Annotated in this window: 26 protein-coding genes; 18 read left to right on the forward strand and 8 right to left on the reverse strand. The window is 67.2% G+C overall.

The features are described 5' to 3' along the window. The first annotated feature begins 7 nt into the window (after window positions 1–7). The 4 genes from A37U_RS0122760 (at window position 8) to A37U_RS0122775 (ending at window position 4370) form a co-directional block, all read left to right on the forward strand. The gene (locus A37U_RS0122760) at window positions 8–1030 is read left to right on the forward strand and encodes an ABC transporter permease (protein WP_020498983.1); all 1023 of its coding nucleotides are present in this window, start codon (window positions 8–10) and stop codon (window positions 1028–1030) included. Continuing rightward, window positions 1027–1875: an ABC transporter permease subunit gene (locus tag A37U_RS0122765; protein ID WP_020498984.1), complete on the forward strand. Its 849-nt coding sequence runs from the start codon at window positions 1027–1029 to the stop codon at window positions 1873–1875. The genes A37U_RS0122760 and A37U_RS0122765 overlap by 4 nt, the downstream gene beginning before the upstream one ends. Then, window positions 1872–3419 carry an ABC transporter ATP-binding protein gene (locus tag A37U_RS44750; RefSeq protein ID WP_020498985.1) on the forward strand — a complete coding sequence of 516 codons (1548 nt, stop codon included), beginning with the start codon at window positions 1872–1874 and terminating at the stop codon, window positions 3417–3419. Before A37U_RS0122765 ends, A37U_RS44750 begins: the two co-directional genes overlap by 4 nt. A gap of 162 nt (window positions 3420–3581) precedes the next feature. Beyond that, entirely contained in the window at window positions 3582–4370 is a 789-nt protein-coding gene (locus A37U_RS0122775) for a class I SAM-dependent methyltransferase (protein ID WP_020498986.1), read from the forward strand. A gap of 71 nt (window positions 4371–4441) precedes the next feature. Here A37U_RS0122775 and A37U_RS44755 read toward each other — a convergent pair whose 3' ends face one another. Then, a complete protein-coding gene (locus A37U_RS44755; protein WP_040588518.1) occupies window positions 4442–5644 on the reverse strand; it encodes an alpha/beta hydrolase family protein in 1203 nt (400 codons plus the stop codon). Window positions 5645–5820: 176 nt separating this feature from the next. Here A37U_RS44755 and A37U_RS0122785 point away from each other — a divergent pair, with 176 nt between their 5' ends. The 5 genes from A37U_RS0122785 to A37U_RS0122805 are packed head-to-tail and all read left to right on the forward strand — an operon-like array spanning window position 5821 to window position 10051. Further along, on the forward strand, window positions 5821–6864 hold the full coding sequence (locus A37U_RS0122785; RefSeq protein ID WP_026197512.1) for a D-isomer specific 2-hydroxyacid dehydrogenase family protein: 1044 nt from the start codon (window positions 5821–5823) through the stop codon (window positions 6862–6864). After that, window positions 6861–7889 (forward strand): D-alanine--(R)-lactate ligase, encoded by a 1029-nt coding sequence (gene vanA, locus A37U_RS0122790; RefSeq protein WP_020498989.1) that lies wholly within the window; start codon window positions 6861–6863, stop codon window positions 7887–7889. Before A37U_RS0122785 ends, vanA begins: the two co-directional genes overlap by 4 nt. Further along, a complete protein-coding gene (gene vanX, locus A37U_RS0122795) occupies window positions 7886–8494 on the forward strand; it encodes a D-Ala-D-Ala dipeptidase VanX (protein ID WP_020498990.1) in 609 nt (202 codons plus the stop codon). The genes vanA and vanX overlap by 4 nt, the downstream gene beginning before the upstream one ends. 21 nt (window positions 8495–8515) lie before the next feature. Further along, window positions 8516–8950 carry a GNAT family N-acetyltransferase gene (locus A37U_RS0122800; RefSeq protein WP_020498991.1) on the forward strand — a complete coding sequence of 145 codons (435 nt, stop codon included), beginning with the start codon at window positions 8516–8518 and terminating at the stop codon, window positions 8948–8950. Between the two features lie 3 nt (window positions 8951–8953). Further along, window positions 8954–10051, forward strand: a complete 1098-nt coding sequence (locus A37U_RS0122805) for a UDP-N-acetylglucosamine--N-acetylmuramyl-(pentapeptide) pyrophosphoryl-undecaprenol N-acetylglucosamine transferase (protein ID WP_020498992.1) — start codon at window positions 8954–8956, stop codon at window positions 10049–10051. A 3-nt stretch (window positions 10052–10054) separates the two neighbouring features. On the opposite strand, the gene A37U_RS0122810 is transcribed toward A37U_RS0122805, so the two are convergent. Together A37U_RS0122810 and A37U_RS0122815 are read right to left on the reverse strand one after the other, a co-directional pair. Next, the gene (locus tag A37U_RS0122810; RefSeq protein WP_020498993.1) at window positions 10055–11140 is read right to left on the reverse strand and encodes a sensor histidine kinase; all 1086 of its coding nucleotides are present in this window, start codon (window positions 11138–11140) and stop codon (window positions 10055–10057) included. Further along, complete coding sequence (locus A37U_RS0122815) at window positions 11133–11807, reverse strand: response regulator transcription factor (RefSeq protein WP_020498994.1); 675 nt, start codon at window positions 11805–11807, stop codon at window positions 11133–11135. Before A37U_RS0122815 ends, A37U_RS0122810 begins: the two co-directional genes overlap by 8 nt. A gap of 88 nt (window positions 11808–11895) precedes the next feature. Between A37U_RS0122815 and A37U_RS0122820 the strand changes: the two genes are divergently transcribed. Next, window positions 11896–12357, forward strand: coding sequence for a M15 family metallopeptidase (locus tag A37U_RS0122820; protein ID WP_020498995.1), 462 nt, complete (start codon window positions 11896–11898; stop codon window positions 12355–12357). A 43-nt stretch (window positions 12358–12400) separates the two neighbouring features. Here A37U_RS0122820 and A37U_RS0122825 read toward each other — a convergent pair whose 3' ends face one another. The 4 genes from A37U_RS0122825 to A37U_RS0122840 all read right to left on the reverse strand — a co-directional run bounded on the left by A37U_RS0122825 (window position 12401) and on the right by A37U_RS0122840 (window position 15224). Then, complete coding sequence (locus tag A37U_RS0122825; protein WP_020498996.1) at window positions 12401–13015, reverse strand: PIN domain-containing protein; 615 nt, start codon at window positions 13013–13015, stop codon at window positions 12401–12403. Continuing rightward, entirely contained in the window at window positions 13012–13884 is an 873-nt protein-coding gene (locus A37U_RS0122830) for an ImmA/IrrE family metallo-endopeptidase (RefSeq protein ID WP_020498997.1), read from the reverse strand. Before A37U_RS0122830 ends, A37U_RS0122825 begins: the two co-directional genes overlap by 4 nt. A gap of 9 nt (window positions 13885–13893) precedes the next feature. Further along, a complete protein-coding gene (locus A37U_RS0122835) occupies window positions 13894–14232 on the reverse strand; it encodes a helix-turn-helix domain-containing protein (protein ID WP_026197514.1) in 339 nt (112 codons plus the stop codon). Window positions 14233–14366: 134 nt separating this feature from the next. Beyond that, window positions 14367–15224 (reverse strand): oxidoreductase, encoded by an 858-nt coding sequence (locus tag A37U_RS0122840; RefSeq protein WP_020498999.1) that lies wholly within the window; start codon window positions 15222–15224, stop codon window positions 14367–14369. 75 nt (window positions 15225–15299) lie between these two features. Between A37U_RS0122840 and A37U_RS0122845 the strand changes: the two genes are divergently transcribed. Together A37U_RS0122845 and A37U_RS0122850 are read left to right on the forward strand one after the other, a co-directional pair. Then, a complete protein-coding gene (locus A37U_RS0122845) occupies window positions 15300–15914 on the forward strand; it encodes a TetR/AcrR family transcriptional regulator (RefSeq protein ID WP_020499000.1) in 615 nt (204 codons plus the stop codon). 51 nt (window positions 15915–15965) lie between these two features. Beyond that, window positions 15966–17204 (forward strand): cytochrome P450, encoded by a 1239-nt coding sequence (locus tag A37U_RS0122850; RefSeq protein WP_020499001.1) that lies wholly within the window; start codon window positions 15966–15968, stop codon window positions 17202–17204. Here the strand turns inward: A37U_RS0122850 and A37U_RS0122855 are convergent. Next, on the reverse strand, window positions 17182–20304 hold the full coding sequence (locus tag A37U_RS0122855) for an ATP-binding protein (protein WP_020499002.1): 3123 nt from the start codon (window positions 20302–20304) through the stop codon (window positions 17182–17184). The genes A37U_RS0122850 and A37U_RS0122855 overlap by 23 nt on opposite strands. Before the next feature lie 90 nt (window positions 20305–20394). Between A37U_RS0122855 and A37U_RS0122860 the strand changes: the two genes are divergently transcribed. The 6 genes from A37U_RS0122860 to A37U_RS0122885 all read left to right on the forward strand — a co-directional run bounded on the left by A37U_RS0122860 (window position 20395) and on the right by A37U_RS0122885 (window position 25234). Beyond that, window positions 20395–21003 carry an acyl-CoA-like ligand-binding transcription factor gene (locus A37U_RS0122860; RefSeq protein WP_020499003.1) on the forward strand — a complete coding sequence of 203 codons (609 nt, stop codon included), beginning with the start codon at window positions 20395–20397 and terminating at the stop codon, window positions 21001–21003. Between the two features lie 30 nt (window positions 21004–21033). Next, entirely contained in the window at window positions 21034–22488 is a 1455-nt protein-coding gene (locus A37U_RS0122865; RefSeq protein ID WP_020499004.1) for an FAD-dependent monooxygenase, read from the forward strand. Window positions 22489–22580: 92 nt separating this feature from the next. Beyond that, window positions 22581–22949, forward strand: coding sequence for a hypothetical protein (locus tag A37U_RS0122870; protein WP_020499005.1), 369 nt, complete (start codon window positions 22581–22583; stop codon window positions 22947–22949). A 4-nt stretch (window positions 22950–22953) separates the two neighbouring features. After that, window positions 22954–23889, forward strand: a complete 936-nt coding sequence (locus A37U_RS0122875) for a hypothetical protein (RefSeq protein WP_020499006.1) — start codon at window positions 22954–22956, stop codon at window positions 23887–23889. Window positions 23890–23897: 8 nt separating this feature from the next. Continuing rightward, a complete protein-coding gene (locus A37U_RS0122880) occupies window positions 23898–24386 on the forward strand; it encodes a hypothetical protein (RefSeq protein ID WP_020499007.1) in 489 nt (162 codons plus the stop codon). After that, window positions 24383–25234 (forward strand): hypothetical protein, encoded by an 852-nt coding sequence (locus tag A37U_RS0122885; RefSeq protein WP_020499008.1) that lies wholly within the window; start codon window positions 24383–24385, stop codon window positions 25232–25234. The genes A37U_RS0122880 and A37U_RS0122885 overlap by 4 nt, the downstream gene beginning before the upstream one ends. The last annotated feature ends 349 nt before the right edge of the window (window positions 25235–25583 follow it).

The following is a 25583-nucleotide window of genomic DNA, read 5'->3' on the forward strand; positions in this document are numbered from 1 at the left end:
CGCCTCGGTGACCAGCGACGAGAGTGTCGGGGTCGCCACCGAGGCCGGTGGGGCGCGGCGACAGTCCTGGCGCCGTGCCCTCCGACGGTCGAAGCGGACGCGCACGGCGCTCGCCCGGATCGCGGTCGCGCTTGCTCAGCTGGCGGCGGCTTCGGTGATCGTGTTCGCGCTGAGCACCCTGCTGCCGGGCGACACCGCCGAGATCGTCCTCGGCCAACAGGCCACACCTGCGCAGATCGCGACGCTGCACAGTCGGCTTGGCCTCGATCGTCCGGTGCTCGACCGTTTCGGCGACTGGGCTCTCGGTGTGCTGACCGGCGATCTCGGACGGTCTTTGGTCACCGGTGTCCCGGTCGCCGAGGAGCTCGCCGAGCGGGTGGCCAGCACGGCGACGCTCGGTTTTGCGGCGCTCATGGTGATCGTGCCGTTGGCCATGGTCGCCGGAGTAGTGGCCGGTCGCCGGCCCGGCTCGGTGGTGGACCGGGTCATCACGGCGACGTGCGTGGCCGGGCAGGCGGTCCCGGAATTCGCACTGGGACTGATCTTCGTCGGGGTATTCGCCATCGGACTGGGCTGGCTGCCCGCGACGGGAGCCGGTGGGAGCCTCGGCGGGCCCTCGGTATTGGTGCTGCCGGTCGCCGTGCTGGTGCTCAACCAACTCGGGCGGCTGGCCCGCCAAATCCGGATCGGGGTGGCCGAAACCGACAGCGCCGAGTACATCGAGCACTTGCGCCGGCTCGGGCTCGGTGGGCCGGTGGTGCTGTGGCGCCACGTACTGCCCGCGGCGGTGGTGCCGTCGATACAGCAACTTGCCCGGGTCATCGATGGCCTGCTCGCCGGTGTGGTCGTAGTGGAGGCATTGTTCGCTCTGCCGGGAGTCGGAGCAGGCTTCGTTGCGGCGGTCGGCGCCCACGATCTGCCGCTGGTCCAGGGTTACACCTTGCTGTTCGCCACGACCACCGTGGTGGTCAATCTCCTGGCCGATCTGGCTTCCGTGCGCCTGCTGCCCGACCGTGAGTCGCTCTCATGACCGATCAGCTGCTCACGGCCCGATTCGTGGCCGCACGGAGGGCTCGGGTCACCGTGACGACGGTCCTCGGGGCGATCCTGGCCGGTGTCCCGTTGCTGGCCGCGCTGTTCGGTCCTCTTCTCGCCCCCACCACGCCGCCGGGGACCGCGCCACTGCTACCTCCCGGCGGTGCCGGAACCCTACTGGGGACCGATGTCCTCGGCCGCGACGTGCTCGGCCTGGCGCTGCGCGGGGGCACCACGGTGATCGCGCTGACCGTCGGGGCGCTGATTCTGGCGTACGTGGTCGGCGCACCGCTGGGTCTGCTGATGGCAGCCACCAGGCGGCGACGGCTCGCGACCGCGACACTGCGGGTGCTCGATGTCTTCCTGGTTTTGCCACCATTGCTGGTGCTGCTCGTGTTGGCGGGCACCGGCCGCCGGGGCGTGCTGTGGTTGCTGATCGCGACGGCGCTCGGGCAGCTGCCTGCGCTGGTCCGCCTGGTCCGCAGCGCGGCCTCGGCACCTCGCAGGCGCGCCACGATGGAGGCGATGATCCAGTCCGGCGAATCGTGGTGGCGAGTGCGCCTTTTCGAACCGTGGCGAGCGGCGCTCGGGGCGATGCTGGTGGATACCGGTACCCGGGTCGTGCTGGTGGTCACCATGCTGACCAATGCGAACTTCCTCGGCGTGGGCCTCGATCCGGCCACGATCGACTGGGCAGTCGTGATCCAGCAGAATGCCTCCTCGCTCTACCTGGCACCGGCCGCCCTGCTCGTGCCGGCCGCGCTGTTGGTGGCCCTGTGCACCGGCGCGAACCTGCTGGCCGACCGGATGCTCGAGCGAAGGGGAGGTCGACAGCCGTGAGTGAGCCGAGTCGGCATCCCGGCCCGGTCCAAGGCACCGATCCCGTCCTGTCGGTCCGCGGGCTCACTGCCCGCGCCGGGAACGATGTGCTGCTGACCGACGTTGCCCTCGACCTTCCTGCCGGCCGAGTGCTGGCGGTGGTCGGCCCCTCGGGCGCGGGCAAGAGCACGCTCGGGCTCGCGCTGCTTGGCGAGCCCGGCCCCGGCGTCGAGCTCGGCGGCAGCGTCCGCGTCGAAGGAACCGAGCTGCTGGGCATCGGAGCCGGCGAGCGCCGGGCGCGGCTGGCCGCCCGGGTCGGGCATCTGCCGCAGCATCCGGGCTCCGCGCTGGACCCGCTGCGGCGGGTCGGACGGGTCATCGAGGAACTGGCCGCGACCAGGCACGGCCGCGACCGTGACCGCCGACAGGAGGCGGTGCGGCAGGCGTTGCTGCGGGCGGGTGTCCCGGCCGGGGAACGCCTGGAGCGCCGCTATCCGCACCAGCTCTCCGGCGGTCAACAGCAGCGCTTGGCCCTCGCGCAGACCCTGGTCACCGAGCCACGGGTGGTCGTCCTCGACGAACCCACCACCGGACTGGACCCGGCTGCCACCGACGCGCTGGTCACCAACCTCGGCGCGCTCGCGGCCGACGGGGTCGCGCTGGTCTTGCTCACCCATGACCATGACCTCGCCCGCGCCATGGCCCACGAGGTCGCGGTCATCCGCGATGGACGGTTCGACCGGCGCGGGCCGGTCCACGAGGTGCTCGGCGAAGCGCCGGTGCCGGTCGATGCACCCCTCGCGGGCACCGAGCAGGAGCGTCCGCGCTTACGGGCCGACGGTCTGCGGGTCGTGGCCGGGGCGGATCGTGTCCTACTGGAGGTGGATTCGTTCACTGCCGTCGCGGGAACGTGCGCGGCGCTCGTCGGTCGCTCCGGCGCGGGCAAAACCACCCTGGCACGTTGCCTGGCCGGGCTGACCGTTCCGCGCGCCGGCCGGGTCGAGGTGGATGGCATCGTCCTCGCCCCGGACGCGCTCGACCGTCCTCGTGAAGATCGCCGTCGGCTGCAATACGTCCACCAAGACCCCAGGGCCACGTTCCTGCTCCGTCTCCCGGTTCTCGACCAGATCGCCCGGCCGGGGATTCTGCTGCGTGGTCTCAGCGCCGAGCGCGCGCAAGCGCAAGCGCGCGAACTCCTCGAACGCCTCGGGATGCACCCCGACACCGCGGCCAGGCGCCCGCACCGGCTCTCCGGGGGCGAGCTGCAACGAGCCGCGCTCGCCCGTGCGATCATCGCCGACCCCGCCGTGCTGGTAGCCGACGAGGTGACCTCGGCGCTCGACGCCGCGAACCGCGCCGGTCTGCTGGACGTGCTCGACCAGCTGCGCCGCGAGCGCGGGACGACCCTGGTCCTGGTCAGTCACGACGTGAACCTGGTGGCCACGGTCGCGACCACGACCACGCTCCTCGACACCGGCAGCGTCCTCGACCACGGCCCGACCGGCCAGGTGCTCAGCCGCGTGGTCCACCGCAAACCGGTCGGCGTCACCACGGCCGAGCGCTGATCGAGAACAGGTTCGGTCAATCATGGTTCTGTGTACCCGACCGCCAGGGCCACCGATTGCCGATCCGGGCAGGCTGATCCCTGCCGAGCTCACTTTCACCGGTCCATTCACCCACACCGAGCGCGCTACCGTGCTCGCCGAGCCCACGGAGGAGCAATCACCATGGCCGAGCCCACCGACACGCCGGACTGGCAACAGCTGCTGCACACCTGGGACCGTCAGCAGCAAGGGTACGTCGCGCACCGCGAACAACTCATCGGCACGATGCTCGACGCCACCGAGGCCGTCGTCGGCGACGCGCCACTGGCGCTCGACCTTGCCTGCGGCCCCGGCACGATCAGCGCCCGCCTGCTCGAACGCTTCCCGAAGGCACGCTGCGTAGCAGTCGACATCGACCCTCTGCTGCTGGCCATCGGACAAGGCGCCCTGTCCACCATGGACGGGCGCCTGCACTGGGTGGACGCCGATATCACCACCGACAGCTGGCTGCAGGCCATCGGTGATGAACAGTTCGACGTGGTCCTCTCGGCCACCGCGCTGCACTGGCTCACTCCCGCCCAGCTGATCACGACCTACCGCGATATCTCCGCCGCCCTGCGCCCCGGCGGTCTACTGCTCAACGCCGACCGGCTGGAATTCGACGAACGTAGCCCCACTTGCCGGGAGCTCACCGCCACGGTGACCAAGACACGCTGGCAGACCGCATTCTGCGCCGAGGACATCGACGACTGGGAAACCTGGTGGGCCTCCCTCGCCGGTCACCCTGTGCTCGAAGCGCTGCTCGAAACCCGCCGTGAACGATTCGCCGGAAACGACGGCACCACGACACAACGCCGCGGCGCCATCACCAGTTACGCGCTGCACGTGGCCGCCCTCGCCGAAGCCGGATTCCACGAGATCGACACCATCTGGCAGGACCTCAACCGCCGACTCCTGCTCGCCATCAACTGACAGTTCGCCCGCCTCGGGCCGGTCGGCAGTGTGGTCACCGACACCGAGAGGGAAGGGTCACCGCACCAGGATCATCGGCGCGCATACCAGTCGAGTACCCGGGGCAGGCCCTGGTAGAGGGTGTCGAAATGCTCGAGCGGACCGAGATCGGTCAGCGGTGCGTCGGCCCCGGACCGGCGCAGGCTGCGCTGGCAGTGCCGGGAGTTGGTGATGGTGACCTGTGTGTCGCCGTGCGCCGCGAACAGGTGCACCGGTGCCCGGGGGCGCCACGAAGTACAGGTGTCGTCATTGTCGCGCAAGGCTTTACGGACCCCACCGGTCGGGTGCAGCAGCCGGTTCAGGTAGGCGGTGGTGAACAGGTCCTGCGGAGTGGGCGGCAGTGCGGGGAATATCTCGTCCTCGCTGTGCGACCCGTCGAACAGCGCCTCCACGGTGCGATCGAACGGCGGCCGGAACACCTCGGACGGTTCGCTGTAGAAGTGGTGGATCCTGTTCATGGCGACCGTCCAGTACGCGAGGTAGAAGGCGGCGGCCGCCGGTGCCACTTCACCGCTGCCCAGTGCACCGGGAATCTCGGCGTGTTCGGCGTCGAGCGGTCCGCTGATCGGTGCCAGCGCACCGAGTCGCCATGGCCCCTGCCTCGACTGCAATGCCCTGCCGAGCGCCATGGCCGCGTGACCGCCCTGCGAGAACCCGGTGACGAACACCGAGCGCCGCAGTATCCGGTGCCGCCCTGCGGCGACCGCGCGGGCGGCATCCAGCATGTCCAGCGAGGCGCTGGCCTCGGAAGCGGCATCCATGTACGGGTGCAGACCCGCACCAAGGCCGAGCCCGAGGTAGTCGGGGGCGACCGCGGCGTACCCCCTCGAGGCGATCAGCAGCGCCGCCCCGCGATCCATGTTCGACGGCTCGAGCGAGGCCACATCGGCACGTCCGGTCCTGGTGCCATGCGTGTAGGACACCGTCCGGAGTACCCGATGTCCATTGCGGGGCAACACAACAAGCCCGCTGGCCACGGTCGGCGCGCCGGATACCCCGAGCGTCCGGTACCGCACCCGATAGGCGTCCGCACCGAATCGGGCACCGGTGGCGTCGAATCCGGTCTCGCCGAGCCGATTCCGCAACGCGGCGGCATCGAGCGCCTGTACTCGCACGACATCGAGCACCTCACCACGGCTCGGGCTCGCCTCGGCGATCGTTCCCGAGGTCACCGCCAGAACACCGGCACAGACCGCTGCCAGCGAAACACGCACCATCCTCATCCAGGAAGCCATGGCAACGAAACTAGGCCGCGGAACAACCATCCCCCAGCCGGTGCGCCCCAGCTCCGCCGGTAGGGCTTTCCCCCGGAAACGAGTCCAGCCGCGCGTCATTACCACTCGGTAACATATCGTCGGCGTATCGAAAATCGGATACGTGCCGGCAACACGATGCCGTCTTGACTGGGGGCATGCCCTTTAGCGAACCAGCACGAGCGGCGGCGCGCTGCACCCGATCGCCCGCGATCTCGTCCGCTCCGCCCAGCCCGGCGTTGGGGATCACGGTCTACGGCTGTGGGCGGGATGAGGCGGTGCTGTTCCGGGAGTCGGCGCCGCGCTTCGGCGTTATTCCGACCATTATCGAATCCCCTGTTTCCGAGGACAATATCGACCTGTCGTTCGGGAATCGGTGTATCAGTGTCGGCCACAAGACGCGTATCACGGATTCCACGCTGCGCGCGCTGAGCAAGGCAGGCGTCGTGTACATCTCGACGCGCAGTGTGGGATGCAATCACATCGATGTGGAATACGCGGACAGTGTCGGCATCTCGGTGGAGACCATCGCCTATTCGCCGGACAGTGTCGCCGATTACACGCTCATGCTGATATTGATGGCGCTGCGCAATGCGAAATCCTCGGTGCTCCGGGTGGCCGAGCACGATTACCGGCTGGGTGAGGTGCGCGGGCGGGAACTGCGGGACCTGACCATCGGGGTGATCGGCACGGGACGCATCGGCGCCGCGGTCGTGGACCGGTTGCCTGGCTTCGGCTGCCAGGTGCTCGCCTACGACAGTCATCCCCGAACCTCGGCCGATTATCTTCCGCTCGACGAATTGCTGCAGCTGAGCGACATCATCACGCTGCACACCCCGCTCGACGCGAGCACGCACCATCTGCTGAACCGACGGCGCATCGCGGCACTGCGGCTCGGCGCGGTCGTCATCAATACCGGGCGCGGTCCGCTGATCGACACCGAGGCCCTCGTTTCGGCACTGGAAAGCGGTCGGCTGGGTGGCGCGGCACTGGACGTACTCGAAGGGGAAGAGGGGATTTTCTACACCGACTGCAGTGCAAAACCCGTCGAGAACGAACAGCTACGAAGGCTGCAGCGGCTGCCGAATGTGCTGATCAGCCCGCACACCGCTTATTACACGGAACACGCGCTGAGCGACACCGTGGAGAACTCCATCATCAATTGCCTGAAATTCGCCGGAAGAAAGCAGCACTGGATATGAAGATCGGAATCATTTTCGGGGGACCTTCCGAGGAGCACGCCGTCTCCGTCAAATCCGCGCAGGAGGTCGCGAAGCACCTCGACCCCGAGAAGTACGAGCCGTTCTGGATCGGGATCACGCACAGCGGAACCTGGAAACTCTGCGAGGGCCCGGGCACGGACTGGGAGAACACCGGTCGCCCGGCGATACTGTCTCCGGACCGGAGCGTCCACGGACTGCTCGCGTTGGAACAAGGACAGTACCGGCCGGTCGCCCTGGATCTGGTGTTTCCCGTGCTGCACGGCAAATTCGGTGAGGACGGCGCGATCGAAGGTTTGCTGGAGCTCTCCGGAATCCCCTACGTCGGCTGCGATATCCAGAGTTCCGCGCTATGCATGGACAAGTCGCTCGCCTATCTCGTGGCCGGCGACGCGGGGATCGGCACCCCGAACTTCCGGACCGTGACCTCGAAGGAGGATCTCGATCCGGATCGGCTCAGCTATCCCCTCTTCGTCAAACCTGCCCGTTCGGGATCCTCGTTCGGCGTCAGCAAGGTCTCGGACAAGGAGGAATTGCCGGGCGCGGTGGAGATCGCGCGGCAATACGATTCGAAAGTACTGATCGAAGAGGCGGTCGTGGCCACCGAGGTGGGCTGCGCGGTACTGGGAACCGGCCCGGATCCGGCCGTCGGCGAGCTGGACCAGATCCGGCTTTCCCACGGTTTCTTCAAAATCCATCAGGAGGACAATCCGGAAAGCGGTTCCGAGAACTCGACGATCAAGGTTCCCGCCGAGGTTTCGGCAAAAACACGGAAGCACGTGCAGCAGACGGCGAGAACCATCTATCGTGCCCTGGGCTGCAGTGGGCTCGCGCGGGTGGACATGTTCCTGAAAGAGGACGGCACGGTGCTGCTCAACGAGGTCAATACCCTCCCCGGGCTGACCTCGTACAGCCGGTACCCGCGGATGATGGCCGCCGCCGGATTGTCGTTCTCCGAGATGATCGACCGCATCGTGTCCTCGGCCGCGGCGGGCGGCCTTCGATGAACGGGGATTTCGCCTTCGTCGACGACCTCGTCCCCGGAATTCGCTGGGATACCAAGTACGCAACCTGGGACAATTTCACCGGAAAACCCGTCGACGGATACGTCGCCAATCGGATCATCGGAACGAAAGCATTGTGCGCGGCCCTGGAGCGGGCTCAGGACAAGGCCGCTCCCCTCGGGTTCGGCTTGCTCCTCTGGGACGGTTACCGCCCGCAACGCGCCGTGGACTGCTTCGTGCGGTGGTCGAAGCGACCGGAGGATGGCCGGACGAAATGGCGGCACTATCCGAACATCGACCGGGCGGGAATGTTCGAGGCAGGATACGTGGCCACCAAATCGGGACACAGCAGGGGAAGCACCGTCGATCTGACGCTCTATCACCTGGCCACCGGTGAGCTCGCCCCGATGGGTGGTGGCCACGATCTGATGGATCCGGTCTCCCATCACGGGGCACATGGAATCACGGCGATCGAGGCGCGGAACCGCGCGCAGCTGTGTTCCATCATGGAGGACTGCGGTTTCGCGCGGTACGACTGCGAGTGGTGGCACTATACGTTGACGGACGAACCATATCCGGACACATATTTCGATTTCCCCATCACCTAATGAAGCACGAGGATTCCTTCCATGACCGTCATCCGCGCGGTACGTACCGACGATGCTCCGCGGCTCACCGAACTACTGACCCAGCTCGGGTATCCGAACGAACCCGGCGCGGTCACCAATCGGCTGGCTGAGCTGCTGGAATCCGATACCCAACGACTGTTCACCGCGGGCCCGGACGACGACTCCCGCATCGACGGCTATCTCAGTATCGAACGGCGGTTACTCCTCGCGGAGGACGAATACGCCGAAATCACCGGCCTCGTGGTCGATTCGACGGCCCGCCGTTCCGGTATCGGCCGAATTCTGGTCGACGCCGCCGAACAATGGGCAGTACGGCAGGGCCTCCACACGGTCATGGTCCGATCGAACGTGGCACGGTCCGAATCCCACCGGTTCTATGCGGGAATCGGGTACCAGCGAAAGAAGACCTCGCATGTCTACCGTAAGGAGATCTGAACCGTGAGCGCACCGCGGATCGTGATCGCGGGCGGCCATTCGGCCGGGCACATCGAGCCCGCGATGAACTTCGCCGATGCGCTGCGCCGACTGGATTCCACCGCGGAGATCACCGCACTCGGCACCACGCGCGGACTGGACACCCGGCTCATCCCGGCCCGTGGTTGTCCACTCGAGCTGATCCCACCGGCTCCGCTGCCGCGCACGCTGAACCGGGAACTGCTGCGCACACCGGGCAGGCTGCGCGAATCGGTGCGGGCGGCCGGGTCGGCGCTCGACCGGATGCGAGCCGAGGCGGTGGTGGGTTTCGGCGGCTATGTGGCGGCCGCGGGCTATCTCGCCGCCCGCAGGCGAGGGTTGCCGATCGTCGTGCACGAGGCGAATGCGCGGCCCGGGGTGGCCAATCGCTTGGCGGCCCGGATGACCACGCGGGTGTTCACCGCGGCGCCGAATGTCCGGCTGGCGCACGCCACCGCGATCGGGATTCCGCTGCGTCCGGCGATCACCGGGCTCGACCGCTCCGCGCTGCGTGATGAGGCCCGGCGGCGGTTCGGTCTGCGCCCGGAAGGACCGGTGCTGCTGGTGACCGGTGGTTCGCAGGGTGCGGGATCGATCAACGACGCGGTATCCGGGGCGGCCACCGCACTGCGGGCGGCAGGCGTGCAGGTACTGCACATCACCGGTCCGCAGCACGTGGTCACGGTGCCGGATGGCGAACCGCCCTATGTGGTCCTCCCCTTCATCGAGGAAATGCGGTACGCCTACGCCGCAGCCGATTTCGTCATCTGCCGCTCGGGGGCGATGACCTGCGCCGAGCTGGCCGCGATCGGACTGCCCGCCGCGTATGTCCCGCTTCCGCTGCGCGGCGGCGAACAGGGGCGTAATGCCGAAGCGGTGGTCGCGGCCGGTGGGGCGCTGCTCGTCGAGGACGGCGAGCTCGACCGGGCCTGGATCGAACACACCCTGATCCCGGTGCTCACCGATCCCGGGCGGATCGCGGCGATGTCGGCGCACGCCTCGGCGGCCGGGGCGACCGATGCGGACCTCGTGCTGGCCCGGCAGGTGCTGGGCGTGGTCGCCGAACGGCGTGGCTCCCGCTGATCCTCAGCCGCCACTGCGCAGGGCCGCCACCGGAAGCTGCACCCGGACCCGGAGCCCGCCCGCGGGACGCGCGGCAAGATCGAGGACCCCGCCGTGGGCTCGGGTGATGCTGTTGACGATGGCCAGGCCGAGCCCGACGCCCGCATGATCGGTGCGGATTCGCCTCGACCCGCGCTGGAACGGCTCGAGAAGCGTGGAAACCACGTATGGCTCGAGTTTCTCCCCGGTGTTCTCGACGGTGAGCAGCACCGCCTTGGGGTGCACGCTGGTCCGGACCGAAACGGTGCCCTCCGCGGGCAGATTGTGCACGATCGCGTTGTGCACCAGGTTCGTGGTCAGTTGCAGCAGCAGCGCATACGAACCGAAGGCCGGGGCGATGTCACCGGAGGTCTCGAGGGTGACCCCGCTCTTCTCCGCGAGCGGGAGCAGTGTCTCGGTGGCTTCTTCGGCCACCAAGGACAGGTCGACGGCTTCCCTGCTGAACGACCGTCGATCGGCGCGGTGCAGCAACAGCAATGCCTCGGTGAGGTCGATCGCCTGTGCGTTGACGAATCGGAGGCGTTCGATGAGTTCACCGGTGTCCCGGTTCGGATCGTTGCGCGCGACGTCCAGCAGGGTCTGGGTGACCGCCAGTGGGGTGCGCAGTTCGTGGGAGGCGTTGGCGGCGAACCGCTGTTGTTCTGCCACGTGCGCCTCCAGCTGGGCGAGCATGGTGTCGAAGGCATCGGCGAGTTCACGGAACTCGTCGTTGCGGCCCTCCAACTGGATTCGGTGCGCCAACGAACCGGTCGCGGCCTTGCGGGTGGCCTTCGTGATGCGGGTCAGCGGGGCAAGCATGCGCCCGGCGAGAAACCAGCCACCCACGAGACCGAACACCAGCAGGAAGACCATCGCCAAGGCGGCCTTGGGGCCGAAGGCATCCACCAGATCGGCGCGGTTGGGGCCCACGCTGTGCCCCGAGCGGTAGGGCACGTAGCGCAGCAGGAACACCCACACCACCGCCAGCAGCAGACCACCTGCCAGCATCAGGAATCCGGCGTAGCTGAGGGTGAGCTTGAGCCGAGCGCTCAGGCCCGATTCCCTATCCATCCGTTTCCCCGGTTTCGATGCGGTAACCCACGCCGGGCACCGTGGCGATGAGCCAGGGTTCGCCGAGCCGTTTGCGCAGCGCCGAAACCGTGATGCGCACGGCATTGGTGAACGGGTCGGCGTTCTCGTCCCAGGCCCGCTCCAGCAGCTCCTCCGCGCTGATCACCCCGCCCTCGGCGGCTACGAGCACCTCGAGCACCGCGAACTGTTTCCTGGTCAGCCCCACATAGCGGCCGTCCCGGTAGACCTCGCGGCGGAATGGGTCCAGCCGCAGACCGGCGATCTCCCGCACCGGCGGCCGGTTGTGCGCCCGCCTGCGGTCGAGCGCCCGGAGCCGGAGCACGAGTTCACGCAGTTCGAACGGCTTCGTGAGATAGTCGTCCGCACCGAGCTCGAACCCGGTCTCCTTGTCGTCCAGCCGATCGGCCGCGGTGAGCATGAGGATCGGCATACCGCTGCCCGAGGCGATGATCCGCTTCGCGATCTCGTCCCCGGAGGGCCCGGGAATGTCCCGGTCCAGCACGGCGATGTCGTAGGCGTTGATGCTCAGCAGTTCCAGGGCGGTGTCACCGTCAGCGGCGATGTCCGCGGCGACCGCTTCCAGGCGCAAGCCATCCCGGATCGCCTCTGCCATATAGGGCTCGTCCTCGACGATCAGCACACGCACGCCCTTGATGCTACGAGCTGACGCATATCGATGGCATATCGAAAATCGAATACGTGCCGGCAACGCGGAACCGCCTTGACTGAACGGTATGACCTACCGCGAACAAGTACGCACCAGAACTCCGGGCAGCACCGTCTTCGATGACGGCACTCCCACCGTGGCGAACCTCGATCCGGCACTGCTCGCCGCCCTGCGCGAGGCCGCGAGAGCCGCCGAGGAAGAGGGCATCGAACTCCGGGTCAACAGCGGCTGGCGGACACCCGAGTACCAGAACCGGCTCCGCCGCAAAGCCGTCTTCGAGTACGGCTCGGCGAAAGAAGCAGCCCGATGGGTCGCCACGGCGGAGACCTCGGCCCACGTATCCGGGAACGCGGTCGATATCGGGCCACCGCACGCCGCGGCGTGGCTTTCCGAGCACGGCGCCGAATACGGGTTGTGCCGGATCTACCGCAACGAACCCTGGCACTTCGAGCTGCGCCCGGAAGCCATCGAGCACGGTTGCCCGCCGCTGTACGCCGACCCCTCACAGGACCCGCGGATGCACCGATAACCCGGTTCAGCCGGGTAGTTGGGCACCATCGGGCATGACCATCTCAGGACCAGTATGCAGTGCCCAGGAGGTTGGTTTCCTCGATCGGCGGTAGGCCGTCATCGAGACTACGTAGCCGAGCGTAGATGGTGCGCATCGTAGACTTATCGGGAATGTGCTGCCCACCTGCCGCGAGCTCCAGGACAGTCAGGGTGCTCACCAACCTGATCGACCCGACAGTGCGGCCGCTGACATGGAGTCGACGAAGTCGACGGATTTCCGCAGTGGCAGTTCGTGCCCCAAGTCCGTCATCGATGAGGATGGTCACGGCCTCACCTGCCTCGGCGGCGACCACCGCATGTGCAATGACCATGGCCTCGCCGAGATCTTTCGGGCGCTTTAGCCGTTGTTCCATGGGCTGCCGAGTGATCCGGTGGATCACAGCTGCCAGTTCGGGCGTTTGGTCATCGGAAAGTACTTGCATCCATGTGGGTGTCAGCTTTCGCCAGACCACAGCAGCAGCACGGAAACGCTCCTCTTGCCGAGACTTGCGAAACACCTCCTTTTGCACCGTTTCCGGGGCACTGAGGTGACCGAGTACCCCGATGAGGAGACGTTCCTTGTTGATGGAGAAGAAATTCAGGCCGGGACCAGCATCGATGATCGGCGGGTGACTCATCCCGCGTCGTTCCCCTCCGCCGTGCGCTGGCCGACATCATCTGGCAGGTTGATGGCCTCGTCCAATGCTGCCAGGTCGACGTGCGCATCAGGTAACTCGGCGGGATCAGCCCACGCGATCGCATGCTGGATAGGCATGATGCCTGCCTCGCGCAAGTGAGCCTCGGCAGCCTCCAGCGTGATGCCGCGCAACGTGGCGATTGCCTGCGCAGAAAGCACGCCTTCCTCGTAGCCCTTGATCGCGCGGGCAAGCAACCGTTGTGGCGCTCTCCGCCGATCGGAATCGGCCTGCAAAGCGCGATACTGGTCGCTCCAACCGAACCGGGTAGCCAGCTGTGGTGCGGTCAGCACCTTCCACTCCTGTTTGGTGTCCTCATCGATGTACATGGCCTGAGTCAGGGCAATGGCCGCCATCTGCGGTGACACGAGAAAGCGCTGCACGACCTCCGAGAGGGTGGATCGAGTCGCCAGTTCTCGGTTCCCGAGAAAATCACGAAGTCCTTCGACCGGTACGAGTAGATGCCGAGCGAAAGCATCGGCCCGAATCTCCGTAGGAGTCCGGCCATTCCCATCACGCGCATCGCTATCGGTCCAGTCCTGGAACAGCACGTGGCCGAGTTCGTGAGCAAGCGTGCTGCGCTGTCGCATCGGATTCCGGGTTCGCGCGACACCGATGAACACGGCGTCGCGCACCGGGTCCCGCATCGTCAAGCCGTGCTCATCCGGGCCAACTTCGAGAATGGCCACGTCGATCCCGGTCGCCTGTTCGATGACGGCAACAAGATCACCCAACGGTTGCACACCCAAGTGGTGCTCGTGACGGAACCGCGCAGCAGCCGTACGTCCCTCGTGCTCGGCGTTCAAGATCATCTACCTGTCTCAGATCGCAGCGGGGATAGCCTGATCGTCCAGGTAATCGTTCAGCTCCACGAAGTGGAGCAGCGCCTCACGCATGCGATCCATCCCGGAACCGTTGGTTGCTCGCGCCGCGTACTGCATGCGATCGGCTGCTGTTCCGGCATCGGTGAGCTGAGCGACCGTATGCCCGGTTGCCCACGCGATAGCCACCACTTCCGGCATCTTCGCTGGCCTTTCACCAGAGATGATCCGCGACAATGTGGGTTGCGAGATGCCAGTCGCATCCGCCAGAGCGCGCTGGCTGATCCCCGCAGCGTCACGGGCACGCTCTATCAGTGCACCAACACCGACTGTCATCATCAACACCCCTCCCACAACTGAATCACAAACATTTTTCATGATTCAGTATAACTCAGCGCTGAGCTACCGGCCAGCACTACGTGCACACCGCGCTTGTCGTGCACAGGCCCCGCGGATGCACCGATAACCCGGTTTCAGCCGGGTAGTTGGGCACCATCGGCGAAATCGGTGGACCGCGTCAGCTCGCTCCATTCCTGGAATTCCCGGTCGACGGCGGCGCGGCCATTGGTGACCAGACGCAGCGCATCGGAACCGAGCAGCAGATGGGCGGGCGGATCCGGCACCTCGATGATCTTCAGGATCGCAACGGCGGCCTGCTCCGGGTCGCCGAGCTGATTCCCGCTCGCGGCGATCCTTCGTTCCCGGATCGGGTTCATGACCTCGTCGTAGTCCGGAATGGACCGCTCGGTGCGGGTCATCGAACGGCCCGCCCAGTCGGTGCGGAAGGACCCCGGTTCGACCGCCGTGACATGGATGCCGAGGTGCGCGACCTCCTTGCCGAGCGTTTCCAGCAGTCCTTCGAGGGCGAACTTGCTTCCCTGATAGAAGGATGTGCCGGGCACCGTGATCAGGCCGCCCATCGAGGTCACGCCGAGAATGTGGCCGCGCCCGCGCCCGCGCATGTACGGCAGTACCGCCTTCACGGTGGCCACCGCGCCGAACACGTTCGCCGCGAACTGGGCGCGCAGTTCGGCCATCGTGGATTCCTCGAAAACGCCTTCGTGCCCGTATCCGGCATTGGCGATCACGATCTCGATGGGTCCGACGGTCGCCTCGATCTCGTCGACCGTGCGGAACACCGCGTCGTCGTCGGTGATGTCGAGGGTACGGGCGAGTGAACGCCCTGGCGCCAGGGCCGCGAACGCCTCGGCGTCGGCCGGTGTGCGCACGGTGCCGACCACGGTGTGCCCGGCCTCGAGAGCTTTCACGGCGAACGCCTGGCCCAAACCGGAGCTCACACCGGTGATCAGGAAGGTCTTTGTACTGGTCATGCACTGAGTCTACGCTATGTCGAAAATAATCTTCGCGATGTTTTTTATTCTCGACATGATGTACAATCTCCGTCGATGGGTGAGACGAAAGACGGGCGCAGGCGGCGCAAGGCGGCCCCGAGCAAGGGAGACCTGCGCGAACAGGCCATTCTCGACGCGGCCGAACGGCAGCTTGGCGAGGACGGACTGGAGGGCATGACCGTCGAGACCATCGCGAAGGCGGCCGGGATCACTCGCGGCGCCTTCTACTTCTACTTCGGTTCCAAGAACGACGTGCTCGCCGCGCTCGTGGAGCGCACCGTGTCCACCTTGCACGCCGACGTGACCGATGCCGCGGACGGCAGCACACCCGGCGAGGCCCTCCGGGAAGGGGTCCGGCACACCGCGCAGATGTGGCGCGAGCACGGCACGGTGATGCGTGCCGCCATCGAACTGTCCCCGGTGGTCGCGGCGATCGACGAGGCATGGCGCCCGGCCGTGGCCGCGGTCGCCGTCGCCACCCGCACTATCGCCGAGCAGGCCGGGGTCCCCGCCGGAACCGGTCCACAGGAAGCTGCCGCGCTCACCGCCGCGCTGGTGTGGATGACCGAGCGCGCCTTCTATCAGGCCACGGTGACCGGCGGTTCGCTCGAGGATACGGCCACCACCCTGACGCACCTCTGGCTCACGGCGCTCGGTATCGACGCGTAGGTGTCAGGCACATGGCGGTCCCGTGACAGTGCGGGCGCCGATGGTGGCCGCATGCAACCCGACTCGATCACGCAACCGGTCGCTGTTCCGCGCGGCCTGCCCACCGAACGCGATGCGGGCCCCTTCGACCCGCCGAGCCAGATCACCCGGCTGCGCACGACGCGCCCGGTCAGCCCCATCGTCATGCCGGACGGCCACCAGGGCTGGATCATCACCGGCTACGAGGCGGCCCGGCAGGCCCTCGCGGACACCCGGTTCAGTTCCCGCCTGGACCTCGGAATCATCCATATGCCCTACGAAACCCCGGGCATGCCCGAGCAGACCGAACCGAACCCGCCGATGCCCGGCCTGTTCGTCGCCATGGACCCGCCTGACCACACCAGGATGCGGCGTAAGCTGACCGGCGCGTTCACGGTGAAACGGATGAAGAAACTCGAGGAACAGATCATCGAGATCACCGAGCGGCAACTGGATGAGCTGGCCGGCCTGACTCCACCCGTGGACCTGGTCAGGGAATTCGCGCTGCCGGTGCCCTCACTGGTGATCTGCGAACTGCTCGGTGTCCCCTATGCGGACCGGGAAACCTTCCAGGCCAATGCCGCCCGGTTCATGGTCCGGGACGTGAGCCTCGAGGACAAGATGGCCGCGACCGGGGCGATGACCACGTATCTGGCCGAACTGGTCACCCGCAAACGCGCCGAACCGGGCGAGGACATCCTCTCCGCTCTCGCCCGCCATGCAGATCTGACCATCGAGGAACTGACCAACGCCGCTTTCCTGCTGCTGCTCGCCGGGCACGAAACCACCGCCAATATGCTCGGCCTCGGCACCTTCGCGCTCCTGGAGAACCCGGATCAGCTGGCCGAACTGCGCGCGGATCCGGAACTGCTCCCCGGAGCCGTCGAGGAGCTCATGCGCTATCTGTCCATTGCGGACATCTTCTACCGGTACGCCACCGAGGACATCGAGCTCGGCGGGGAGACCATCCACAACGGCTCGACCGTGGTCATTTCCCTGCTGGCCGCCAATCGTGATCCACACCGGTTCGAGAACCCCGACACCCTGGACATCCACCGCACGGCGCGCGGTCACCTTTCCTTCGGGCACGGCGTCCACCAATGCCTCGGACAGCAACTGGCCCGGGTCGAGATGCGTGCCGGTTTCTCCGGACTGTTGAGCCGTTTTCCGGACATCGAGCTCGCCATTCCCGCAGCCGAGGTGAAACTTCGGACCGATATGAACGTCTACGGCGTCCACGAATTGCCGGTCAGCTGGACAGCCCGAGCGTGATCCTGGCCAGCTGAGCCCAGTCGGTTCGGCCGCCGGCACGTGTCGCCTCGGCGAACTCGTTCGCGCCGAGGCGATCCCGCACGGCCTGTTCGATCCGGACCGCATCCGGGCGGGAGCGATCCGATACTCCGCACACCCCGACGCTCGCCGCGAGCAACCGGGCGGCCTGCTCGTAGTTTTCCTCGCGCAGCGCCAGGTCCGCGATCCCGACGAGTACCTGCGCGATCTGCGGTGCATGGCCGGAATCGGATACCGCACGGAAGGCCGCGGTCCGGTGCGCACGTGCCGCATCCGGCTCCTCGGCGAGATACCCGAGCAGGTCCTGGGTCACCACGTGGATGTTCTGTTCCGCCTCCGCGCCGAGGGTGGCTCGCGCGATGCCGAGTTGTTCCCGCGCCTGTTCGGTATCACCGCACCAGCGCGCGAGTTCCGCCTTCGCCAGGGCCAGCTCGGCGAGCGCGTTCGGCCAGGCCACCCGTTCCGCATGCCGCTGCGCCTCGGTCATGGCGGCCGTGCTCGCTTCCTGGTCCCCGGCAAGCCAGTACAGCTGAGCTTGCCGGGACCGCATCGCCACGACGTCCTCGACCGAACCGACCTCGGTGACCACCGCGATCGCCTGCTCGTAATGTTCGCACGCATCGGCGAACTCCCCGCGCATCGCGAGCCGATCGGCCAGTTCGGCCAGCGCGAACGAAGTCCCCCACCGATCGCCGAGCGCACGGAACTCGGTGCGCGCCTGCTCCAGGTACATGTCCACATCGGACTCGTCCCGGCCGAGCACGATCCGCATCTTGCCGAGCTGTAGCCGGGAAAGGGCGCGCACCCACGGGTCCTCGTGCTCGAGCAAGGGTTCGAAAGCGGACAGGAACGCGTCCGGACCGTGCAACAGGCGTTCCAGGGCGACCACGAGCACCACCGCCGGATGCGGGTTCCGGACTCGCCCGCCGATCTCGAAAACCTGGCGGATCCAGTCCTGCGCCTGCTGTGCGTCGGCGCGCCCGGAGGTCAGGAATCCCGCGACGAACGCGTAGACCGTGGCCCGGACCTCGTCGGGCACTTCGCCGGGCAGCTCGGTCGCCGCGATGAGCAGTTCGCCACCCTCGAGCTTGTGCCCGGCGAGCCACCAATACCAGCCGGAGGCCGCGGCGAGGCGCATCGCCGCGGGTGCTTCGCCCGCCCCGAGCACGCCACGCATCGCCGAGACGATGTTGTCGTGCTCGATCTCGAGCGTGGCAAGCCATTCCAGTTGCCCGGCACGGCGAAGATGCGGTTCCGCGGTTTCGGCGAGCTCGGTGAAATACGCAAGATGCCTGCAGCGCAACAGATCCGACTCCCCCGCCGCCGCGAGGCGCTGCCCGGCGTACTCCTCGACCGTGCCGAGCATCCGGTACCGCGGCACCCGTTCCCCGACGGCCTGCACCAGGGACTTCTCGGTCAGCGCGGCCAACGATTCGAGTGCATCCCCACCGCAGACCTGTTCGGCCGCCTCCAGGCTCGCACCGCCGGAGAACACCGAGAGCCTGCGCAGCACCAGCTGTTCGGCCTCGGTGAGCAGTTCCCAGCTCCAGTCGATCACCGCGCGCAGTGTCCGATGCCGTGCCAATGCGGTGCGACTGCCACCGGTCAGCAGGCGAAACCGGTCATCGAGGCGATCGGCGAGCTGTTCCAGGGACATGGTGCGCAACCTGGCCGCGGCCAGTTCGATCGCCAGCGGCATCCCGTCCACCGCACGGCAGACGCGCGCAAGGGCGGAAAGGGTCGGCGGGTCGGCGGTCAGATCCCTGCGCACCGCACCCGCCCGGTCCCACAACAGGCGGACCGCGGGCGAGCGCTCCAGTTCGCCGGTGTTCGCATCCTGCTCCGGCAAGTCAAGTGGCTCGACCGGCCACAATCCCTCACCGGTGATACCGAGCAGTTCCCTGCTCGTCGCCAGGATTCGCAGCCCTCGGCACTCGCCGAGCACCCGATGGGCGAACGCCGCCGCCGACTCGATCACATGCTCACAGTTGTCCAGAATCAGCACCATCGCCCGATCCCGGACCGCGGCGATGAACCGATCCACCGGCTCCGCCCCCTTGGCCTCGCCGAGCAGCGAATCCCGTAGCCCGAGCGCACCGAGCGCCGACTGCGCCACGTCATCCGCCGCACCGACCCCGGCGAGCTCCACCAGCCAGGCTCCGTCCGGCAGATCACCGAGCAGGGTGCGCGCGGTTTCGGTGGCCAGCCTGGTCTTTCCCGAACCACCCGGCCCGATCAGCGTGGTCAGCCGATGCTCCGCGATGAACTCGCGAACTGCGGCGAGTTCGGTGTCCTCGCCGATGAAACTGGTCAGCTCCGCACGCAGATTCGTCTTCCGGCTGTCTTCCTGTGCCCCGAGCTCACCCCGGAGCAACGCGGTGTGCAGTGCGGACAGCTCCGGGGACGGATCCGCGCCGAGCGCATCGGCCAGGACTTCCCGCGTGCGCTGATACACCAGCAGCGCCTCGGTTCCCCGGCCCGCCGCGGCGAGTGCGCGCAACAACGCACCGGCCAGTCGCTCCCGCAGCGGATGTGCGGCCAGCAGGTCGGTCAGTTCCCCGGCCAGTTCCGCTCCGTGACCCAGACCGATCTCCGCGTCGAACCGGTCCTCCAGCGCGGCCAGCCGCAGCCCCTCAAGCCGCGCGGCAGCCGCGTCCAGCGCCGCGCTGTCCGGCACACCGACGTCCTGTATGGCCGCGCCACGCCACAGCGCAAGAGCCTCGCGCAACAGCCGTACCCGCCGCGGATCATCGCCAGCACGGGCCCGGGCGAGCAGCCGTTCGAACCGCGCCGCGTCCACGGCATCGGGTTCCACCTGGAGCCGATAACCGTCCGCCTGCCCACCGACCGCACCGTCCGGCAACACCTTCCGCAGCCGGGAAACCAGTCGCTGCAGAGCGTTCGCCACATCGGCAGGCGGACGCTCACCCCAGATCCAGTCCACGAGCCTCCCCTTCGGGACCACGTGACCCGGTTCGAGCGCGAGGGCGACCAGCAAGGCGCGCAAACGGGCGCCCGGCACCTCGGCCAGGGCCCCGTCGTCCGCCCGGACCTCGAACGGTCCCAGGATCCCGATCTGCACCCGGTCAATTTTGGCACGGGTAACCACCGGCACATACTTGCGTGATACGCATATTTGCGTATCACGCAATTTCTGACGTAGGCTGAGGGCATGGGTTTGCGGGAGCGGAAGAAGGCGGCGACGCGGGCGGCACTGAGCTGGGCGGCGATCAGGCTTGCCGTGGAGCACGGCCTGGACGCGGTGCGGGTGGAGCAGATCGCGGAGGCCGCGGACGTCGCACCGCGCACGTTCAACAACTATTTCTCGAGTAAGGCGGAGGCGATCGCGTCCCGCCATCTGGATCGCTGTCTGGGTATCGCGGAGGCACTGCGGGAGCGCCCGTCCGCGGAACCGCTCTGGGAGGCGATCACGGCCTCGGCCGTGGCGCAGTTGGAACCGGGCGCGGAGGTGACGGAGCACCCGGTTCCGGACGCGGAGCGTTGGTCGGCAGGGCTGCGCATGATGGTGCGGGAGCCCGCGCTGCACGCGGAGGTGTTGCGCGCGGGGGCCACGGCGGAGTCCGCGATCACCGCGGCCGTCGCGGCGCGCACGGGCACGGATCCGGATCGGGAGCTGTATCCGCATCTGGTCGCGGCGGCGGTGATCGCGGCGATGCACACGGCGATCGCGCACCACGTCCGCACCGATCCGCCGGTCGCTGTACCGGATCTGCTCACCGAAGCCCTGTCCCGTATCGCGGCGGGATTACCGATCCCCTGACTGTCCATTGTGAACAAAAGGAGTGCATGGATGTTCGATGTGGTGATCGCGGGCGCGGGCCCGAACGGTCTGATGCTCGCCTGTGAGCTCGCCCTTTCCGGTGTCCGTCCGGTGGTTCTCGAGCGGCTGGCCGAGCCCGACGACAAGCAGCGGGCGAACGGCCTCGTCGGCCAGGTGATCCGGATGCTGGACCGCCGCGGGCTCTACGAGCGGTTGACCGAGCCGGGGGCCACTCCGGAACCGACGGCACGCTACATGTTCGGCGCTTTTCCGCTCGAATTGGCGGATCTGCCGGAGAATTCACTCTCCACGTTGCTGGTCCCGCAGCGCACGGTGGAACGGATGCTCGCCGGACGCGCTGCCGAGCTCGGCGTGCCGGTGCTCCGGGACCACGAGGTGACCGGGCTGAAACAGGGCACCGATTCGGTCCTGGTGGAACTGCGGGACCGGGAACCGATCGAGGCCGCCTATCTGGTCGGGGCCGATGGCGGGCACAGCGCGGTGCGCAAGCTGACCGGGATCGAATTCCCCGGGGTCACCGCGGACGATTCGGTGTCGTACAGCGGTCATGTGCACGTGGCCGCCGAGTACATCGGCGCGAACAACGAGCTGGTGGTGCCCGGATTCGGTACGGTGCCGCCGTTTCAACACCTGCGCACCGAGCACGGGATGATCACCTGGGCCCCGTCCCTCGATGGCAAATCGATGCTCACCACGATGGAATGGGGCAGGCCCGCCGAGGGCGAGGCGAACCTGGCCGAGTTGCGCGCGAGTGTGTCCCGGGTGCTCGGCGCATCGCTGCCACTGGAACCGCCGACCGGCCCGGAACCGCATCTGCTGCGGCGGTTGTTCGGCGGCAACACCAGGATCGCCGAGCGGTACCGCGCGGGGCGGGTGTTCCTGCTCGGCGACGCGGCACATGTGCACTCCGCGATCGGCGGTCCCGGCCTGAACCTCGGCCTGCAGGACGCGCTGAACCTCGGCTGGAAACTGGCCGCGCAGCTGCACGGCACCGCACCGGCCGGGCTGCTGGACACCTACGAGAGCGAGCGTGCCCCGGCCGCGCGGCGCGTCGCGATGCACACCCAGGCGCAGGCGCTGCTGATCCGGCCGGGCGCCGACGTGACCGCGCTGCGCGAGCTGTTCGGGGAACTGCTCGCCGAACCGGTGAACCGCGGCCACCTCGCCGACCTGCTCTCCGGTGCGGACATCGGCTACGACATGGGCCGGGCGAGCGGGCCACTCGTCGGACGGTTGGCGCCGGACCTGCCCGGGCTGCGCGAGCTGACCCGCACCGGGCGGCCACTGCTACTGGATCCGAGCGGGAAACTCGACGCGGGACCCTGGTCCGCGCTGGTCGACACGGTGGCCGTGGCCGGACTGGACACCGCGCTGCTGCTGCGCCCGGACGGGTACGTGGCCTGGCAGGGCGACACCGCCGAGGGCCTGCGCGAAGCCCTGGGTACCTGGTTCGTCACGGGCTGAGTTTCTTCACGAATCGCCACTACCTCGACAGGCGCCCGCTTACGATGCAAGCGACACTATGGTCAAAGCGGACACAGAGCGAGGGAGGGCACGTGGTTCACCAAGGCAAGGAGTTCGGCGTCGACCTGTATGAGCTCGAGACGGTGGCCAAGAGCCATTTCCCCACCGTCTCCAGCGTCTACGGGGATGCGATGAGCAACTGCGATCGCGCGCACACCGGGACGGACTCAGCGATGCGGCGGCCGGAGGAGTTCGGTGGTGGCAGCCTCGGTCCGGTACACAAGGCCTACGCCGATCTGCACGAGTTCGTAGCCGGTCTGCTCAAGGACACCAAGACGAACCTGGACGACACCGCGTCCGAACTGGACAAAGCGACCCAGCTCTACGCCGAGCAGGATCAGGGCGCCGCCAACGAGCTGCACAGGCTCGAAGACACCCGCGGCAAGCCGAAACCGGAGTGAACCGATGAGCTACGACGAGCTGATGCAGCACGCGAAGGACATTCAGAAGAAGGCCGTCGAGAAGGAGGGCATGGACCAGGCCAAGGTCAACGCGCAGGCGACCGGCGGCCAGGGAGTGCCGGCGCCGGTCGACTACGACAAGATCGAGCAGAAGTACGCATACATCCCCGGGCTGTTCGAGCCGTTCTCCCGATTGCCGGACCCGGCCGGCTTCGAGCCGCTGATCGATGACCTGCAGAAGGCCATGGGCGACCTGGCCACCGGGGCGACCAGCAATCCGCTCGCCAAGGACGTGAACTTCGCGAACCCGAAGCTGGACAAGATGACCACGGCCGGTGGCTATCTGCAGGGCTGGACCGGCGACGCGGCGATGGCGTTCAAAGAGAACTTCATCGACCCCTTCAAGACCATCGCCAACAACCAATTCACCATGGTCTCCACCATGAAGGGCGCGCTCGAGGCCCACCAGGCGCTGTGGAAAAAGGCCCGCGAGGACATCGACAAGATCGCGCACACCACCAAGGACGCGCTGGACAACGCGGGCGGCTGCGGGAAGAACGAGTGGAGCTTCGGCTTCTCTGTGTTGTCCGCGGTCGGCGCGGTCGGCGGGGTGCTGCTCACCGTGGCGACCGGCGGAACCGGTGCCGCGGTGGCGATTCCGGCGATCGGCGCGCTCGCCTCGGTGGGAAGCGCGGGGGTCGCCGGGATCACGGCCAGCGGCGACTCGGCCGAGGAGATCACCAAGTCCATGAAGGAAGCGGTCGACAAACTCACCCAGCACATCAAGGACGTCGAGTCCAAGGAAATCGCGGAGAAGGTGCAGGGAATCCTCTCGGCGGCGAACGGCGCCAAGGACCAGCTCGTCGCCAAGCGCCCGAAGCTCGCCGGGATGGACGACGGCCAGCTCACCGGCGACGGCGGCATGGGTCGCTCGGACTAGGAGGAATCATGGTGGATCTGGCCGAGCGGCTGGACGATATCCGGGTGCACGCGCGGGCGCCCGGTACCGAGATCGAGGCGGAACTGCGGGACCGTGGCGCGGTCAAGCTGACCTTCGGGGAAAGCATCTACGACTTCATCAGCGAGTCGGCACTGGAGAGCGCGCTCGTCGGAATCGCGCGCATGCTGTGGACCGGATGGCAGCGCCAGTACCAGCTGGCGATCGATGAGACGGACCTCAACATCGACGCGAACGACCGGCACGATCTCAATTTCTTCGCCGAGCGCGACGAAATCGAGAGCACCGGAACCTCCGGCGATGAGCGGATCAGCATCTCCGCGGTCGGCATGCAGAACTTCTCGGTTCGGGTCAAACCCGGTACAGTGCGCGAGATCTCCGAGGACGAGTTCAGCGCCGGCGCAGCCGAGGCTGCCACCAGACTGGTCCAGGATTACCAGGACAAGGTGGACGAGCTGAAGAAACGGTACTTTGGATGAGCAATCGCAAGCCGCTGCTCGTGGGCGCGGTCGTCGTAGTCGTGGTCGCCGTGGCCGCCGTGGTCACAGTCGTGCTGGTGAACCAGAACAGCACCCCGGCCGCGCAACCCTGTGACATCCCGCAATCGGTCCGCGAGCAACCCGCCTCGGCGAAGTCCGCACCGGGTGGCGGCGGGATCCAGGTCGAGGACACGGGATTCTCCCAAGTGCCGCAATTGACCGCGGGCGCCGTGCTGCGTAACACCAGCGATCACATCGCCTACCGCACCAAGGTGGCGTTCTTGCCGGTCGTCTCGATCGATGGTCATCCGCCGAAACCGCTACAGAATTCGCTGATGACCACGGAGATTCCAGTACTGCAGCCTGGCGAGCAGATCGGTATCGGTCGGGTGCTCGGCATCGGCTCCACTTGGCGGCTGACCAAGATCGATATCGATCTGCAGACAACGACCTGGCTGGCCAAAGGCGCGCTCGGCCGGTTCGCCCAGACCAAGGACACCGTCACCGACTTCACCAAAGCCGGGGCCAGTCCACCCACCGATGTTGTGCACTACACCGAGAAATCGGCCAGCTGCCGCCCGCTCGTGAACCGGCACAGCTCCGTGGTGTACCGCGATGCGAGCGGGAAGATCATCGGTGGCGACTTCGCCGCGCCCGATGGCAAGGGCAATCCCGGCGCGGGAAACCTGCAACCCGTGTCCAGCCCCTCCTGCACACCGGGAGAACGGAAGACCTGGATCGTCCCGTTCACCGAGATCCCGAAGGCGGCCGATAAACAGCGCACCGAGGTCTATTCTTACTGCGATCTGAATGCGCCGGAGAACGACATCAACGCGCAGTTCGGTTAAGAGCGTCCTGCCTTCTGTCTTGGGTGTAAAATCACTGATGATCGTTGACACTGGAACCTACTGGTCGCGATGACCTGCCGGTACTTTGGCATTACTCGGCAATGCTTGACCAGTGGCAACGTCGACACCGGGGTGAAGGCCCCGAGGGGCTGCGGCACCGTTCCCACAAACCGCACACCGGTCCTCAAGTGACACCGGGCGGGACTGTCGAGAAGATCATCCACCTACGGGCGAACTATCACTTCGGCCGGATCAAGAGTGCGATGTACTTTAAGCGCCATCCCGACTTCAGGGTCAGCGATTCCGGTTTATGGCGTGTCCTCAAGTGGCAGGGCATGGCCAGGCTCCC

Origin of the sequence: Sciscionella marina DSM 45152, from assembly GCF_000379465.1 — a bacterium.
In the GTDB taxonomy this organism is placed as follows: domain Bacteria; phylum Actinomycetota; class Actinomycetes; order Mycobacteriales; family Pseudonocardiaceae; genus Sciscionella; species Sciscionella marina.

Coding starts and splice junctions, on each gene's coding strand:
- A37U_RS0122875 (WP_020499006.1), top strand. CDS start 22,954: ATGAGCTACGACGAGCTGATGCAGCACGCGAAGGACATTCAGAAGAAG.
- A37U_RS0122865 (WP_020499004.1), top strand. CDS start 21,034: ATGTTCGATGTGGTGATCGCGGGCGCGGGCCCGAACGGTCTGATGCTC.
- A37U_RS44755 (WP_040588518.1), bottom strand. CDS start 5,644: ATGGCTTCCTGGATGAGGATGGTGCGTGTTTCGCTGGCAGCGGTCTGT.
- A37U_RS0122885 (WP_020499008.1), top strand. CDS start 24,383: ATGAGCAATCGCAAGCCGCTGCTCGTGGGCGCGGTCGTCGTAGTCGTG.
- A37U_RS0122860 (WP_020499003.1), top strand. CDS start 20,395: ATGGGTTTGCGGGAGCGGAAGAAGGCGGCGACGCGGGCGGCACTGAGC.
- A37U_RS0122810 (WP_020498993.1), bottom strand. CDS start 11,140: ATGGATAGGGAATCGGGCCTGAGCGCTCGGCTCAAGCTCACCCTCAGC.
- A37U_RS0122765 (WP_020498984.1), top strand. CDS start 1,027: ATGACCGATCAGCTGCTCACGGCCCGATTCGTGGCCGCACGGAGGGCT.
- vanA (WP_020498989.1), top strand. CDS start 6,861: ATGAAGATCGGAATCATTTTCGGGGGACCTTCCGAGGAGCACGCCGTC.
- A37U_RS0122825 (WP_020498996.1), bottom strand. CDS start 13,015: ATGAGTCACCCGCCGATCATCGATGCTGGTCCCGGCCTGAATTTCTTC.
- vanX (WP_020498990.1), top strand. CDS start 7,886: ATGAACGGGGATTTCGCCTTCGTCGACGACCTCGTCCCCGGAATTCGC.
- A37U_RS0122785 (WP_026197512.1), top strand. CDS start 5,821: ATGCCCTTTAGCGAACCAGCACGAGCGGCGGCGCGCTGCACCCGATCG.
- A37U_RS0122820 (WP_020498995.1), top strand. CDS start 11,896: ATGACCTACCGCGAACAAGTACGCACCAGAACTCCGGGCAGCACCGTC.
- A37U_RS0122880 (WP_020499007.1), top strand. CDS start 23,898: ATGGTGGATCTGGCCGAGCGGCTGGACGATATCCGGGTGCACGCGCGG.
- A37U_RS0122845 (WP_020499000.1), top strand. CDS start 15,300: ATGGGTGAGACGAAAGACGGGCGCAGGCGGCGCAAGGCGGCCCCGAGC.
- A37U_RS0122850 (WP_020499001.1), top strand. CDS start 15,966: ATGCAACCCGACTCGATCACGCAACCGGTCGCTGTTCCGCGCGGCCTG.
- A37U_RS0122830 (WP_020498997.1), bottom strand. CDS start 13,884: ATGATCTTGAACGCCGAGCACGAGGGACGTACGGCTGCTGCGCGGTTC.
- A37U_RS0122840 (WP_020498999.1), bottom strand. CDS start 15,224: ATGACCAGTACAAAGACCTTCCTGATCACCGGTGTGAGCTCCGGTTTG.
- A37U_RS0122800 (WP_020498991.1), top strand. CDS start 8,516: ATGACCGTCATCCGCGCGGTACGTACCGACGATGCTCCGCGGCTCACC.
- A37U_RS0122775 (WP_020498986.1), top strand. CDS start 3,582: ATGGCCGAGCCCACCGACACGCCGGACTGGCAACAGCTGCTGCACACC.
- A37U_RS0122835 (WP_026197514.1), bottom strand. CDS start 14,232: ATGATGACAGTCGGTGTTGGTGCACTGATAGAGCGTGCCCGTGACGCT.